The sequence below is a fragment of the Mangrovivirga halotolerans genome, from assembly GCF_026241165.1.
GTDB classification, from domain to species: domain Bacteria; phylum Bacteroidota; class Bacteroidia; order Cytophagales; family Cyclobacteriaceae; genus Mangrovivirga; species Mangrovivirga halotolerans.
Genome location: NZ_JAPFQN010000005.1, coordinates 673,313 through 688,447, shown reverse-complemented (window position 1 = coordinate 688,447; position 15,135 = coordinate 673,313). Strand labels below are relative to the sequence as shown.

General features: G+C 35.0%; 10 protein-coding genes. 7 read left to right on the top strand and 3 right to left on the bottom strand.

Translation table 11 applies throughout. From position 1 onward, the window contains the following. Window positions 1–15: 15 nt before the first annotated feature. A complete protein-coding gene (locus tag OO013_RS10810) occupies window positions 16–2,862 on the bottom strand; it encodes an alpha-amylase family glycosyl hydrolase (RefSeq protein ID WP_266056819.1) in 2,847 nt (948 codons plus the stop codon). A 392-nt stretch (window positions 2,863–3,254) separates the two neighbouring features. Between OO013_RS10810 and OO013_RS10805 the strand changes: the two genes are divergently transcribed. From OO013_RS10805 to OO013_RS10785, 5 genes are all read left to right on the top strand, one after another. Then, window positions 3,255–4,286 (top strand): LacI family DNA-binding transcriptional regulator, encoded by a 1,032-nt coding sequence (locus OO013_RS10805; RefSeq protein ID WP_369414888.1) that lies wholly within the window; start codon window positions 3,255–3,257, stop codon window positions 4,284–4,286. A 171-nt stretch (window positions 4,287–4,457) separates the two neighbouring features. Beyond that, window positions 4,458–6,863 carry a glycoside hydrolase family 31 protein gene (locus tag OO013_RS10800; RefSeq protein WP_266056817.1) on the top strand — a complete coding sequence of 802 codons (2,406 nt, stop codon included), beginning with the start codon at window positions 4,458–4,460 and terminating at the stop codon, window positions 6,861–6,863. Window positions 6,864–6,919: 56 nt separating this feature from the next. Further along, window positions 6,920–8,317, top strand: coding sequence for an alpha-amylase family glycosyl hydrolase (locus tag OO013_RS10795; protein WP_266056816.1), 1,398 nt, complete (start codon window positions 6,920–6,922; stop codon window positions 8,315–8,317). 2 nt (window positions 8,318–8,319) lie between these two features. Beyond that, window positions 8,320–9,693: an MFS transporter gene (locus OO013_RS10790; RefSeq protein WP_266056815.1), complete on the top strand. Its 1,374-nt coding sequence runs from the start codon at window positions 8,320–8,322 to the stop codon at window positions 9,691–9,693. A 56-nt stretch (window positions 9,694–9,749) separates the two neighbouring features. Continuing rightward, the gene (locus OO013_RS10785) at window positions 9,750–10,832 is read left to right on the top strand and encodes a type III polyketide synthase (RefSeq protein ID WP_266056814.1); all 1,083 of its coding nucleotides are present in this window, start codon (window positions 9,750–9,752) and stop codon (window positions 10,830–10,832) included. On the opposite strand, the gene OO013_RS10780 is transcribed toward OO013_RS10785, so the two are convergent. Both OO013_RS10780 and OO013_RS10775 read right to left on the bottom strand, forming a co-directional pair. Then, the gene (locus OO013_RS10780) at window positions 10,825–11,235 is read right to left on the bottom strand and encodes a hypothetical protein (RefSeq protein WP_266056813.1); all 411 of its coding nucleotides are present in this window, start codon (window positions 11,233–11,235) and stop codon (window positions 10,825–10,827) included. The two genes, OO013_RS10785 and OO013_RS10780, sit on opposite strands and share 8 nt — an antisense overlap. After that, window positions 11,201–12,442 (bottom strand): sterol desaturase family protein, encoded by a 1,242-nt coding sequence (locus OO013_RS10775; RefSeq protein WP_266056812.1) that lies wholly within the window; start codon window positions 12,440–12,442, stop codon window positions 11,201–11,203. Before OO013_RS10775 ends, OO013_RS10780 begins: the two co-directional genes overlap by 35 nt. A 160-nt stretch (window positions 12,443–12,602) precedes the next feature. Here OO013_RS10775 and OO013_RS10770 point away from each other — a divergent pair, with 160 nt between their 5' ends. Together OO013_RS10770 and OO013_RS10765 are read left to right on the top strand one after the other, a co-directional pair. Further along, window positions 12,603–13,070, top strand: a complete 468-nt coding sequence (locus OO013_RS10770) for a hypothetical protein (protein WP_266056811.1) — start codon at window positions 12,603–12,605, stop codon at window positions 13,068–13,070. Window positions 13,071–13,222: 152 nt separating this feature from the next. Beyond that, complete coding sequence (locus OO013_RS10765; RefSeq protein ID WP_266056810.1) at window positions 13,223–15,130, top strand: DNA topoisomerase IV subunit B; 1,908 nt, start codon at window positions 13,223–13,225, stop codon at window positions 15,128–15,130. Window positions 15,131–15,135 lie beyond the last annotated feature (5 nt).

Sequence of the window (15,135 nt, the reverse complement as noted above, 5' to 3'; positions counted from 1 at the left end):
ATCTTTTTTTATTATTTAATTTTTAATAACTCTTTGGGTTGTTGTTTTTTCTTTACCTATGAAATGTACGAGGTAGATCCCCGGAGTAAACTCTGTAAGATCAATAGTAGGGGAAACATTTGCGTTGCTAATATCAATAATTTTGAGGATTTGTCCTAAGCTATTAGTGATATTGATCGATTTTATCTCTGAATTATCTATCCCGCTAACTGTAATTGTGTTATTTGTTGGATTTGGATAGATGATTAGATTCCCACTCTCAAGATCATCATCAACAGCCAAAATATTATTCACTATTGATGGAGCTCCTGTTGGTCCAATACTTTCAATTGGTAAATTTTGATTATCAGTTAAAATATGAAACTCTCCCGGAGCTAGATCAAGGTTTATGGTTGTGTTATCAAAATTAATTGACTCTTCTGCCAGGACAGAATACCATTCACCTGTTTTTGGGAGGGAGATTGTGATGGTGCCTTCAGAAACTCCAAAATTACCAAATACAACTATATTTAGATTATCTGATAAATATTTAAAGGATTTAATCGATGAAGTCAATGAAGCTGTGAAAGCATCTGGATTCCAACTTTGCGCATTGATAATATTTTTCAACTGAATAACCTGACTGAAGGTATTGTATACTTCTTTTCGGTTTTGTTCATCATAGTATTCCCATAATACTGGTTTTGGAGAAGTCCTTCCATCAAAATTAATACTGACATCATATCCAAGTTCACCAAACTGCCAAAACATTTTAGGACCCGGAGGTAGAAATAAAAATGGTGATGCAGCTTTTACTCTATCGAGAGCTATTTCTTCATTTTGAATATTATATGAACCGGAGCTATTACCATAATTTAAAGCTTCAACCATTTGTCTTTCTTCATCATGGCTCTCCATATAAGTAACAAGGTGATTGTTGTTCCAACCTCTGGATTCAGCCAATCCACCGGAAATGTTTGATTTATTATTATCATGATATCCTAAAATTGTTTCTTTATAGGCTCCATGCATATTTCCCCAAAGCATCATTCCGTAATTAGAAAGTTCTTTTTCTTCATTATTGTCAGCAAAATGCTCTAGTATAACGTAGGTTGAAGGATCATTAGACCATATGACATCAGCCATTCTTTTCAGATAACCAACCCTTTCAGAATCATATGAACTCCAAAATCCTACATTTCCATTAGTCGTTCTCTGAGAAAATCCTTTACTCAGGTCAAACCTGAATCCGTCAAAATGATATTCATTCACCCAATAGGTATTGATCGTATCTACCAGGGCCTGGGTATATGGAGATGAATGATCAAAATCAAAGAAGACACTAAACGGGTGAGGAGCCTCAACATTGAAATACGGGTTGTCTGGAGTAGGTTTAATATTATTTGGGTCGCTCTCAAAATCAAACCACATCGTTGCATATGGAAATGGTACGTCGGCGTGATTTAATACCATATCCAATACAACTGCTATCCCCATACCATGGGCTGTATCGATAAATTCTTTTAGTTTATTTTTTGTTCCATAAAACTTATCAACAGCAAAGAAAAATGTAGGATTATAACCCCAACTGTTATTTCCGGCAAATTCCATTACAGGCATCAATTCAATTGTATTAACACCCATTGATTTGAAATAACCTAAGGTATCAATTAATGTCTGATAATTTTTGTTTTGATCCCCTTCGAAAAAATCTCTGATTAATAATTCGTAAACAATTAAATTTTCTTTTTCCGGTTTTTGGTAACTGTCGTTTTGCCAAACAAATTCTTGCTGAGCAGTTTGAAGAACAGAAAATCTGTTGTAATACCATTTATCATGAGCTGCTTCTGAAGGAAATGGCTTAAGGTTAGGGTAAGTTTCAGACGGTATATATCGGTCGTCTGGATCTAATATTTTATCAGCAAACGGATCTGCAATAAATGTAGTTCCATCTACCAGATATTGAAATGCATATTCCTGTCCTGGTGTTAATCCATTTATTTCTAACCAAAAGTAGTCACCATCTTTTGTCATTTGAGTAGCCGAAGAGATAGTCCAGTCATTCCATTCACCATATAGAAAAACATTACTTTTACCAGGTGCAAATAGACATAGGGTAACCTTGGTGTCATCACCATCATGATAATTAATGCCTGGAATGATTCCAGCTGGGCGAGGAGCTGATGGTTGGACGCCCTTAAAAATAACATCTATATCATATGTTATTGTTTCACTTCCATTATTAGCTTCAATTTGTATTAGATTTATATTTGTGTCATTAAAAGTATAATCAAAAGAGAAAGCTCCTGATGTTGATAAAGAATTAATTTCAACACCATTAGCTAAAAATCTTACAGTTGATTGCTCATTAACACCACCATCGAAAATAATAGTTTCTCCTTCATTTACGAACAAATAATTTGTCACTGGATTATTTATTGTCAAAGCAAAACCAGTTTCAGCAACATAATCAACAGTTTTTCCATCAGACCAATCATTTCCCTTTAGCAACATCCCTATTTCTGTTTGACCATCAGGAATAGAAGCAAAGTGATCAGAAGGCTTTAGGGTTAAGGAAAAAGTGGTTGTCCCTCCTTCAGAAATTTTAGTAAACTTGGCAGCAGCCGTTGATGTAGGATCACTATCGGCAGGATTTTTATTAAAAGCTGCATCAGTCGCACTAGTTGTAGAAGGAAGCCACATCCATAAATAAGCATCATTTAAGTTTTCCAAACTCGTTCCTGTAACATCATAAGTGATAGTTATCTCAGTTGAAAATGAAAAGCTTGCGGGTGATATCGTGGGCTGGATATCAACACCATCCTGACCCATAGATGAAAAATATACAAAAAATATTAATAATAGAGAGTAAAAGTTTTTCATGTTTTTATGTCTATCTAGGTTTGATTAAAAATTGTATTTTAGCAATATTTTTATTTAGGTTTTAAATGTATTGACACTACTTGTATAGTGGTTGAATATTTATAATTTAATCAAAAGAATATCATTATACATAATTTTTAATGGCTTTCGGATAATGATTAATTATAGTATTATTTCAATCGTTTGCGTAAAATTGGTTTAAAATCTTTTTGTCTCTTTTTACTTGTTTTTCAAGTAAACATATTATCTTAAGGAACGATAAAATTTTATTAATATATAAATAGTACTTTTTTAATTTTTACAGTTTGTTTATGAATTTTGTATCTATGATTGATTTTATCATCAGGCATGTTTATTGATCAAAAGATATATTCATATGTAAATTAATGGACATGGGAAATTCACATCAGGTAACAATAAAAGATATTGCTAGGGAGTTAAATATTTCGCCTTCGACAGTATCCAGAGCGTTAAAAGACCATCCTGATATTTCAAAGGATACTAAAAAGGCAGTTTCTGATCTTGCAAAAAAATATAATTATCAGCCCAATGCGATTGCTCTGAGTCTGAGAAGCAGAAAAACGAATACAATTGGCGTTGTAGTTCCGCAAATCGTGCATTTTTTCTTTTCAAATGTAATAAGTGGAATAGAAGATATTGCTTATGACAAAGGGTATAATGTAATGGTCTGCCAGACTAACGAATTGCAGGAAAGGGAAGAAAAAAGCGTTCAGGCATTATTAGCAAGTAGGGTAGATGGATTGCTTGTTTCTCTAAGTAAAGAGACTAAAACTTATGACCATTTACGGAAAGTTACTGATGGAGGAACTCCTCTGGTATTTTTTGACAGAAAATCTGATGATTTTGATGTCAGCTCCGTAGTGATAGACGATTACGAAGGTGGTTATCAGGCTACAGAACATTTAGCTAAACAGGGCTATAAAAAAATTGCTCATTTGGCAGGCCCTTTAAATCTTACATTATCAAAAAGCCGTTATGCCGGTTATCAACAAGCTTTAAAAGATTATGGATTGGATTACAGAAGAGACTATGTCATCGAATGTGCCAATGGTACTATCGAGGAGGGATATCAAAAAACAAAACCACTTTTAGATTTACGAGACAAACCTGATGCAGTATTCGCTGCAAATGATCCTGCTGCAATAGGTGCTTTAAAAGCAATTAAAGATTCTGGCTTAAGAGTCCCGCAGGATATCGGAGTGATCGGATTTAGTGACTGGCAATTAGCTTCTCTGGTTGAGCCTGCCTTATCTTCTATTTCTCAACCCGGTTATGAAATGGGTGCAGAAGCAGCAAGGCTAATGTTCAAAGCACTAGAAGCTGCTAAAGGTGAGGAGGTAGAAAAAGAAAATATTGTGCTTAAAACTAATGTGATCTCAAGAGAATCTACTCAAAAAAAATAGCATCAATAAAAGAATATTTCAAACGATTTAAACCCGTCAAAACTTTGATTTTGATGGGTTTTGTTGTTTTTATAAAGTATTTATACTAATAATTTTTGTTGTTTATTTGTGCGTTATGGCTTTTTTTTAAGCTATCTTAATGCTAAAAGCACACATTAAAACAAGATTATTATGTCCCGTCTGAGTGAGTCGATAGGTTCTGTTGAAAAGGTTGAATTAAATGATTCAAAAGTATCCCTTAAACTAACTAATGGGAGTGCTGAAATAAGTTCATTCGATGAACAGGTCTTTAGAATTAGTATAAGGATCAAGGAAGAAAGGGACTTTTCATATGCGATTACTGACCCTGCCAGAATTAATAGAGAGATAAATATTGATGATCTGAAAAATGAAATCAGCATTTCCACAACTAAAGGTCATCTGAAAATTAATAAAGATCAGTTCCTGATAGATTTGCTGGATCAAAATGGAAAATCTTTACTAAAAGATGATTCGCTAGGTACCCGTTTTATCGGAAATGAATTGACTGTTTACAAAAGATTAAAGGAGGATGAAAAATTTCTTGGATTAGGAGAAAAAACAGGACCTCTAAATAAAAGAGGAAGAGCATATGTGAATTGGAACACTGATCAGTTTGCTTATTCCCCTGATGATGACCCGATGTATTGTACAACTCCTTTTTATATCGGAATTAATCAAGATGGTTTTTATGGGGTTTTTCTTGATTCTACTTATAAATCCTTGTTTAATTTCGGAGCGAGTAATGATCGATTTACCTCAATAACGGTTGAAGATGGACCTTTAAATATTTATTATATTTTAGGTGATAATCTTGCTGAGATTACTCAAGCTTACTGTAGGTTGACTGGTACACAGGCATTGCCTCCGAAATGGTCTTTAGGATACCAGCAATGCAGATATAGTTATTATCCTGAACATGAGATAAGGAATTTAGCCAGGACTTTCAGAGATAAAAAGATACCGGCGGATGTCTTATATTTTGATATCCACTATATGGAAGATTACAAAGTCTTTACCTTTCATAATGAACGGTTTCCCAATCCGAAGAAATTAATTAGTGACCTGAAAGAAGATGGGTTCAGGTCGGTGGTGATCGTTGACCCGGGAATCAAGGTGGAAGAAGGCTATGATGCGTATGAAGAAGGAAGGGATAAAGGATATTTTATGAAATATCCCGATGGTGAGGATTTTACTGCTCAGGTTTGGCCTGGATGGAGTAATTTCCCTGATTTCACTAATCCTGAAGTTCGGGATTGGTGGAAAGATAAAATAGGCTACTATACCGATCTGGATATAACAGGTATCTGGAATGACATGAATGAAATAGCATCATGGGGACAATCCACACCTGATCTTATTATCAATGACTATGATGGTGATAAGACCAGTCACAAAAAAGCAAGGAATGTGTATGGTATGCAAATGGCAAGGTCTACCGCTGAAGGAATTATTAAGAATAAGCCAAACGAAAGACCATTTGTTTTGACACGGTCTGCTTATGCTGGTATTCAGCGCTTTGCTGCAGTTTGGACTGGAGATAATGTTTCTACAGATGATCATATGTTGCTGGGTGCGCGTATGCTTGTGGGGATGGGGTTATGTGGTATGGCGTTTGCCGGAAATGATGCCGGTGGTTTTGTTGGCGAAACAACAGGGAAACTTTTTGCAAGATGGATTGCTCAATCTGCATTTACACCATTTTTCAGAGGTCATACAATGGTTAATTCTACCGATGCTGAACCCTGGTCATTTGGTGAAGAAGTGGAAGATGTATCTAGAAATTTTATCGAATTAAGATATAAATTGATGCCCTATATCTATTCTCTTTTTTGGCAAGCACATAAAGACGGGATGCCACTAGTTAGAAGTATGGCTTATTACTGGCCAGGCGATTCTCAAATTTATGATGGAGCATTTGAGAATCAATACTTGTTTGGCGATTCGATAATGGTAGCACCAATGCGTTCAGATACGGACTTTGTAAAGATTTATTTTCCGGAAGGGGAGTGGTATGATATTTTTACTGATAGAAAAGTTCAGGGTCAAAATACATCAATACTTGAATATGAAATAGCAAAGTATCCTTTGTTTGCTCGTGGAGGCTCATTTTTTACTGAACAATCCCTTGTTCAAAACACCAATGAGGATCATGATGGAACTCTTAAAATCCACCTTTACCATGGCAATATTGGCAGCAAATATGATTTTGTTCACTTTGAAGATGATAATATTTCATTTGAATATAAAGATGAGAAATATTATCAAAGAAGAATCTCATATGACCCTGCTAAAAATGAGTTGCTATTTAATATTCCTGAAGGAAAAATGGAGAGTTCATTTAAAAAGATTCAATTGATTTTTCATGGATTTGAAATTGATAATATATCCATTAATGGATCAGGGAAATCTTTAAATAAGATTGAACAATATCGGTTTATAAGCAAAATTTCAAACTTTGATCCTTTCTATAATAATGAGGATGATGGTTTGCATGCTGATGACTTGCCGTTTGTGGAGTTTGAGAATGTAGAAGGTGAAATAAGAGTAAAATGGTGATTTTCTTTATCAAAATATCTGAATAATTTATAACCTAAATAAATAACCTGAATAACATGAAAGAACGAAGTAAAATAGCCTTGCTATTATTTTTTCTACTAACCTCTTTTGGGATTATTTCCTGTGGGCAGGAAAAAACAGAGGAAAAATCTGAAGTAACTCAGGAAGTTCAAGAGAATAAGTATCCTGAGGCAGCAAAAGATTATTCCATTTATGAGGTAAATATCCGACAATATACTCCTGAAGGAACATTTAATGCCTTTTTACCACATATGGACAGGCTCAAAGAAATGGGGGTGGATATTTTATGGTTTATGCCAATTCAGCCAATTGGAATAGAAAACAGGAAAGGCCCTGAAGAGGGTAGTCTTGGTAGCTATTATTCTATTAGAGATTATACAGCTGTAAATCAGAATTTTGGAACTTTGGAGGATTTCAGGAAAATAGTTGACAGAGCTCATGAGTTGGATATGATCGTGATTTTGGACTGGGTGGCTAACCACACTGCTTTTGATCATCACTGGACTAAAGAACATCCTGATTTTTATAATCGGGATGATGAAGGGAATTTAATTCCACCTATGGGAACAGATTGGACAGATGTTGCTGATCTCAACTATGAAAATAAAAAACTGCATGAGGCTATGAGAGATGAAATGGCCTGGTGGATTAAAGAAGCTGATATTGACGGTTTCAGATGTGATGTAGCACATGAAGTGCCCATGGCATTTTGGAATCCGGCAGTTGATAGCCTTCAGAAAATCAAAGACCTTTTTATGCTTGCTGAATCAGATGTTCCGATGATGCATGATTCAGCTTTTCATATGACTTACGGCTGGGGCTTTCATGCTTTGTCCAATCAGATTGCTGAGGGAGACAAAAAAGCTTCAGATATTGGTCCTTTTCTTAAAGAAGACAGGGAGAAATATGGTGAGGAGGCTTTTCGAATGAATTTCACTTCTAATCATGATGAAAATAGCTGGAATGGAACTGTTTTCGAAAGATATGGTGATGGAACCAAAACATTTGCAGTGTTAATGTCTACAGTTCAGGGCATGCCTTTAATTTATAGTGGACAGGAAGCTGCTTTGGATGAACGGTTAGAGTTTTTTGTTAAAGATACAATTGAATGGGGTAACTATCAATTCGAAGATTTTTATACTAAACTATTGAAACTGAAAAGGGAAAATCCGGCATTATATAATGGAGAATTCGGCGCACCAGCTGAACCTGTTGATTTAGGAAATGAGAATGTATTTGCATTTAAAAGATCTAAAGATGATAATACTGTTTCTGTGATTTTAAATCTCAGTAAAGATCCTCAGTCAGTAAATGTACCTGAAGAATGGGTTGGTACTCAAAAAGAATACATGTCAGGAGAAGAAGTAGAGCTTGCAGCTGACCAAAGTCTTGACCCTTGGGTTTATTATATTTTTGTAACTAACGAAAACTAACGATGAGTACAGGAACAAAGAAAATGCCCAAACTAAGTTTTCTGGACATTTGGTTACTTAGCTTTGGATTTTTAGGAATACAATTTGGCTTTGCTTTACAAAATGCTAATGCAAGCCGAATATTACAGACTTTTGGAGCAGATGTAGAACATCTATCATGGTTTTGGCTGGCAGCACCACTAACCGGGTTAATCGTGCAGCCAATAGTTGGACATTATTCCGATCGGACATGGAATAAGGTCGGCCGAAGGAAACCCTATTTTCTTGTTGGAGCAATATTAGCATCAATAGCATTGATATTAATGCCTAATGCAGGTCAGTTTGCTCAGTTTATGCCTGCTATGTTCGTTGGGGCTGGCTTTCTTATGATCATGGATGCATCGATAAATATCGCCATGGAGCCGTTCAGGGCTTTAGTGGCAGATATGTTGCCATCCGATCAGCGAACACTTGGGTTTAGTGTACAGACCACCCTAATAGGTATAGGCGCAGTTATAGGATCAGCACTTCCTTATATTCTTAAAAATTATTTAGGAATCGATGAGCCTGCTGCCGAAAATGAGGTTCCTCTAAATGTGATATATTCGTTTTTTATAGGAGCTGCAGTTCTGATAATTTCAATTCTCATTACTGTTTCTGGTGTTAAAGAATATTCACCGGAGGAATATGAAGCGTATCACGGTAAAGCACCCGACGAGGAGGAGGAAGCCGGATTTTTCCAGATATTTAAAGATTTTGCCAATATCCCAAATAACATGTGGAGATTGGGGCTTGTGCAATTTTTCTCATGGTTTGCTTTATTTAGCATGTGGGTATTTACTACCCCTGCAATAGCTCAACATATCTATGGATTACCGATTTCTGATACTAGTTCTGCAGCTTATAATGACGCGGGGGATTGGGTTGGAATAATTTTTGGCGTTTATAATTTAGTTTCAGCTATCTATGCTTTTTTCATATTACCCTTTTTAGCAAAGATTACATCACGGAAAATGGCGCACTCTATATCTCTTATTTGTGGAGCAATTGGTTTTTTCTCCGTGTATTTTATAACCAATGAAGATTATCTGATTTTATCTATGATAGGTATCGGAATTGCCTGGGCCAGTATTCTGGCAATGCCATATGCAATTCTTGCCGGATCTATTCCCTCTGGGAAAATGGGTGTTTACATGGGTATTTTCAATTTCTTTATTGTGATTCCTCAGATTATAAATGGAATTTTCGGAGGTCCGTTAATTAAAAATGTTTTTGGGGAACAAGCAATTTATGCATTGATTATAGCAGGATGCTCGTTTACATTGGCCGCTATATTAGTAGTTTTTGTAAAAGATGAAGATGAGCCTGAAGCTGATGAAACAGTAGTAGATATATAGAACATTAAAATTATAAGTAAAAAATATAATGCCCGGTAAAACAATACCGGGCTTTTTTGTATATTAATATCATGTACATTACCGGATTAGAACTTATCGAAGCTCCATTTAATATAGAGCAAAATCAACTAAAACAAGTTCTGGGAAAAGCATTAAACCTCGATGAAAGAAATCAAAGAGCATTTAATGTACTTTACAGGGCTACAGGAATTAAAACCAGACAAAGTGTGGTTGAAGATTATTACCGTGGCAGGTCTGTCAATTTTTTTGCAGATGAAGGAGACAGGATCATTTTTCCTTCTACTAAAACAAGGATGGATCTTTACAGAAAGTCTATTTTGGAATGGCTTATACCATCACTTAAAAAGGTTCGCGATTCAAAGTTTAAAAATGTCCAATTTACACATCTAATTACCGTAAGCTGTACTGGAATGTATGCTCCTGGATTAGATTATGATATTCAATATCACCTAAATCTTGATCCTTCTATATTCAGACAGTCAATTAATTTTATGGGATGTTATGCAGGAATTTCTGCATTAAGAATGGCTAGTGATATTTGTAAAGGTATGCCTGATTCAAAAGTTCTGATCATTGACGTGGAAATGTGCAGTCTGCATTTTCAAAATTCTGTTAAACATGATGATCTGTTATCGAATAGCCTTTTTGCAGATGGGGCTGCAATGGTTGTTGTAGAAGGAGCTAATTCAAAGAATCATAAACTGGCATTAATTGATAGTTATGAGACTCAAACAATACCTGAAAGTATGAACGATATGGCCTGGGAAATTGGGGATGAAGGATTTAATATGAAGTTATCATCCTATGTTCCTCAACTATTAGGTGAACAACTTGAAAAATTTGCGGTATGCTTTGAAAAACATCCCACAACTAATTATGCCATACATCCCGGGGGTAGGAAAATTCTAGAAGCCGTTCAGAAAGCATTTGGAATAAGCTTACAACAATTAAGTCATTCATACGATACTTTGGAAAAGCATGGAAATATGAGTTCTGTTACCATTTTTTATGTATTGAAAAAAATGATCTCTGAAGGTAAAACAGGTAGGACTTTTGCTGCTGCTTTTGGACCGGGATTAACCATGGAAGCTGCAAATATGAATATTTTGGCTAATTAACAGGGAATTCAATATTACTGACTTTATCCAAAGCACTCATTTTAATAATCAGCTTTTGTCCTTCCTCTGCATCTTCAGAAACATCGGGACATTGGCTACCTGCATTCAGATAGTAATGATAGTATTTTTGGTTTCGGGTATATAAAACGATGTTATCAGGACTTCCAAGAGCTTTTTTTAATTCATGGGTAGTTAAACCAATAAGCATTCCTTTATTTAATTCAAGTTCATCAATCATCTCTAATCTTTCACCTGAACATCCTTTAATATCGTTTATCCAGGTTTCCTCATTGAAATTTGGAAGATCTATATCAGAGCCACAGGCTGAAATGAATAATGAAATCAATCCTACTAAGATAAATAACTTGCTAGACAGCAGATTTACTGAGTGCAGACTTTTCATAAGGTGTTTTACTTATTTTAAATAGCCATACAAAGCTAATCAAAGCTACGCAGATTGTGGCTATAAAACCTGCCGACATTAGATTCATATTTGCAAGAAATACATAGCTTAAGGCAATTCCGGAAACAATTCGCAATGGTTCAAGAATATAAAACCATCTCTTTTTTTCGAGAATTATTCCAGTATGCACTACACTCCATATAATAAAAGTACTCATGATGATTTTTTCCAATAAAGAAAATTGCCCTTCATTAAAAAGAAAAAGTGCAGTGACAACCAATGCAATTATGTACTGAAATATCGCATACAGATTTATTATTACCGGTGCCGGGGTATCATATTTTACATAGGTTTTTTTATCTACCTCTGGAATACCTTTTGTACCACCAAGATATGAAGGCATCCACCCAGGTTTATTAAATGTAAACTTTAATTTGTCCTTGAATTTCATTCCCTTCATGTTCGCAGCCATTTCTTTAAAATGCTTCAAATTTACCCAAACAGGGTTCCATGAATTTGTCGGTACAGTGACTCCGTATACAGGTCTTTCCTCTTCTTCCTGAAATGTACCGAACATTTTATCCCAAATAATAAATACCCCTGCGTGATTCTTATCAATATACTTTGGGTTTCGTCCATGATGGACTCTATGGTGACTCGGTGTATTAAATACCTTTTCAAACCAACCCATTTTATTGATTGTCTCAGTATGAATCCAGAATTGATAAACTGTTACTAAACCAGAAACCAGGGTGAATGTTATAACATCAAAACCAAGTATGGCTAGAGGCCAGTAAAACGGCGCGGTAAATAATATTTGAAAAGTGCCTTGCCTCAGAGCAACAGACAGATTGTAATCTTCACTTTGATGGTGAACTACATGACCGCCCCAAAAAAGATTAATTTCATGACTCATGCGATGAGACCAGTAATAGCAAAAATCAGCCGCAATGAAAAGAATGATCATTGAATACCATGTCGGTTCAATCGTAAAAATCCTTAAATTTTCATATATGAAGTGATATATAAATAATACTCCAACTTTCAGAAAAAGATTGGTGGTCTGTTGAGTGATTCCACAGCTAATGTTAGTTAAGGCATCACCAACTCGATATAATTTAATTTTCCTCACGTGCTGAATAACCATTTCAATTCCTATCAGCAGGAAATATATCGGTATAGCGATTACTACAGGGGATAGTTCCATCGTTTGTTTGGGTTTTCAACTTTAAATTTAATAAAAAAAATATTATTTATTTTCAAAATTACCTGAGGCAAAACCTGGTACGTTTAAATCTTTTAATTCAACCTTTTTTGGGTGGCACACTAATGATGAATATTTGTACCTTTGTCAAAAAATAAATAAGATGGATAAAGTACTGCGTTTACTCTGGTTTTTTTCAATTGCCGGATTTTTTGTGACTTTTTTTTATACCTATGCCGGTTTAGAAGGAATGGTAGAGATCGGTGTATATGAAGATCTGAATAAATTTTTCCTTTCTAAAAATGAATTCTTTTATTCTGTATTTGGGATTTTTATTGTAGCATCAGGAATATTTTTGGCAGCTACCCAGTTTATCAAAAATATAGATGTGAAATCTGGCTTTTTAAAAGGGAGTACTCAAAAAAGAAATAACTTTTTAAGTTCACTGTACCTAAGCGCCATAGGGATTAATATTTTATTGATTTCTTTCGTTGTATTTGTAGGATTTATAAACAGTCCTACAATTAAAGGAGATTTTAATGGTGAGATGTTATTATATTTTGGAATCCCGGTAATTATATTCGGAATATTATTTATGGTCTATTCTTTGATGAAACCATATAATAAGTAAAACAGTTTAAATATTTGTTAGCCAATGTTTTATGTTGGTTTTGCTGAATATTTTTGTATGGAGCTGGTAATTTTTAAATTTTAATATCCTGATAAATATTCCACTTCCTTTTATATATTTATGGATTGAATAAGAACTGAAATCAAGCAATAATGGCAAATTCGAAAGGTGAAGTAGTTTATAATGAGGACAGTATCAAATCGCTTGAACCAAATGAGCACATCAGGCTTAGACCTGGTATGTATATTGGTAAATTAGGTGATGGTTCTTCATTTGATGACGGTATATATGTTTTAGTAAAAGAAATTGTAGATAACTCAATCGATGAACACATGATGGGGAATGGTAAAACCATTCACATCAAGATCACCGATCATAACGTAGAAGTACGTGATTATGGTAGGGGTATCCCTCTTGGTAAGGTAGTCGATTGCGTTTCAAAGATCAATACCGGTGGAAAGTATGATTCAGGTGCTTTCCAGAAATCCGTGGGATTAAATGGTGTGGGTACCAAAGCTGTTAATGCACTTTCTTCTAATTTTAGAGTTATTTCTTATCGAGAAGGTGAAAAGAAAGAGGCTTATTTTGAACAAGGTTACCTGAAAGAGGATAAACCTGTTGAAAAAACTTCAGAAAGAAACGGAACTTTCATCAGATTTACTCCGGACAACTCTATTTTTAAGAACTACCGGTTTATCCCTGAATTTCTTGAAAATCAAATTTGGAATTATTGTTACCTGAATGCAGGATTAACTATAAATTTTAACGGGACTAAATATCATTCTGAAAAAGGTCTATACGATCTTCTTGATAAGAAAACTGACGAGGAAGCCAATAGATATCCTATTATTCATCTAAAAGGTGAGGATATTGAGTTTGCCATGACTCACGCTAATCAGTATGGTGAAGAATACTATTCATTTGTAAATGGTCAGTTTACTACTCAGGGTGGTACTCACCTTGCCGAATTCAGGTCTGCTATTGTAAAAACTATTCGTGAATTTTATAATAAAAACTACGAGGCAGTAGATGTAAGGCAAGCTATTGCTGCTGCAGTGGCTGTTAGAGTACAGGAACCTGTATTCGAATCGCAAACCAAAACAAAACTGGGAAGTACTCATGTTGGACCTGGTGGGCCGACAATGAGATCATTTGTGAATGACTTTGTGAAAAGGGTGCTTGATGATTATTTACACAAACATCCCGACACAGCTGAAGCTCTGCAAAAAAGAATTCAACAATCTGAAAGGGAAAGAAAGGATATAGCCGGAATTAAAAAGTTAGCTAATGACCGTGCAAAAAAGGCTAATCTTCATAATAAAAAACTAAGAGATTGTCGAAATCACTTTAATGATAAAAAAGGAAATAAGCAGGATGAGACGATGATCTTCATTACTGAGGGTGATTCAGCCTCTGGTTCGATTACCAAATCAAGGGATGTTCAAACACAAGCTGTTTTTTCATTAAGGGGCAAGCCATTGAATTGCTTTGGTAAAACAAAGAAGATCGTTTATGAAAATGAAGAATTAAACCTTCTTCAACATGCTCTGAACATTGAAGATGGATTAGATGGACTGAGATACAGGAAAGTAATTATTGCTACTGATGCGGATGTGGATGGTATGCATATCCGATTACTTTTATTGACTTTCTTCCTTCAGTTCTTTCCTGATCTGGTAAGAAACGGGCATGTTTACATACTTGAAACTCCATTATTCAGGGTTAGAAATAAGAAAGAGACTATCTACTGTTATTCTGAAGAGGAACGGAGAGGAGCTATTGCTAAGCTTGGAAATAAGCCGGAGATAACAAGGTTTAAAGGATTAGGTGAGATTTCCCCGGAAGAATTTGGTGGGTTTATTGGTGATGAAATAAGGTTGAGTCCTATCATTATTAATAAAGAAACGAGTATCAACAAATTGCTGACTTTTTATATGGGTACCAATACACCAGCAAGGCAAGAGTTTATCATTGATAAGCTACGGGTAGAAAAGGATGTAGTAGAAGAAGGCAAAGTGCCTTTATTGGAAACTGAAGAAAGTGTAATTGAAAAAGCATAATTTAG

Coding starts and splice junctions, on each gene's coding strand:
- OO013_RS10805 (WP_369414888.1), top strand. CDS start 3,255: ATGGGAAATTCACATCAGGTAACAATAAAAGATATTGCTAGGGAGTTA.
- OO013_RS10795 (WP_266056816.1), top strand. CDS start 6,920: ATGAAAGAACGAAGTAAAATAGCCTTGCTATTATTTTTTCTACTAACC.
- OO013_RS10810 (WP_266056819.1), bottom strand. CDS start 2,862: ATGAAAAACTTTTACTCTCTATTATTAATATTTTTTGTATATTTTTCA.
- OO013_RS10790 (WP_266056815.1), top strand. CDS start 8,320: ATGAGTACAGGAACAAAGAAAATGCCCAAACTAAGTTTTCTGGACATT.
- OO013_RS10770 (WP_266056811.1), top strand. CDS start 12,603: ATGGATAAAGTACTGCGTTTACTCTGGTTTTTTTCAATTGCCGGATTT.
- OO013_RS10775 (WP_266056812.1), bottom strand. CDS start 12,442: ATGGAACTATCCCCTGTAGTAATCGCTATACCGATATATTTCCTGCTG.
- OO013_RS10800 (WP_266056817.1), top strand. CDS start 4,458: ATGTCCCGTCTGAGTGAGTCGATAGGTTCTGTTGAAAAGGTTGAATTA.
- OO013_RS10780 (WP_266056813.1), bottom strand. CDS start 11,235: ATGAAAAGTCTGCACTCAGTAAATCTGCTGTCTAGCAAGTTATTTATC.
- OO013_RS10765 (WP_266056810.1), top strand. CDS start 13,223: ATGGCAAATTCGAAAGGTGAAGTAGTTTATAATGAGGACAGTATCAAA.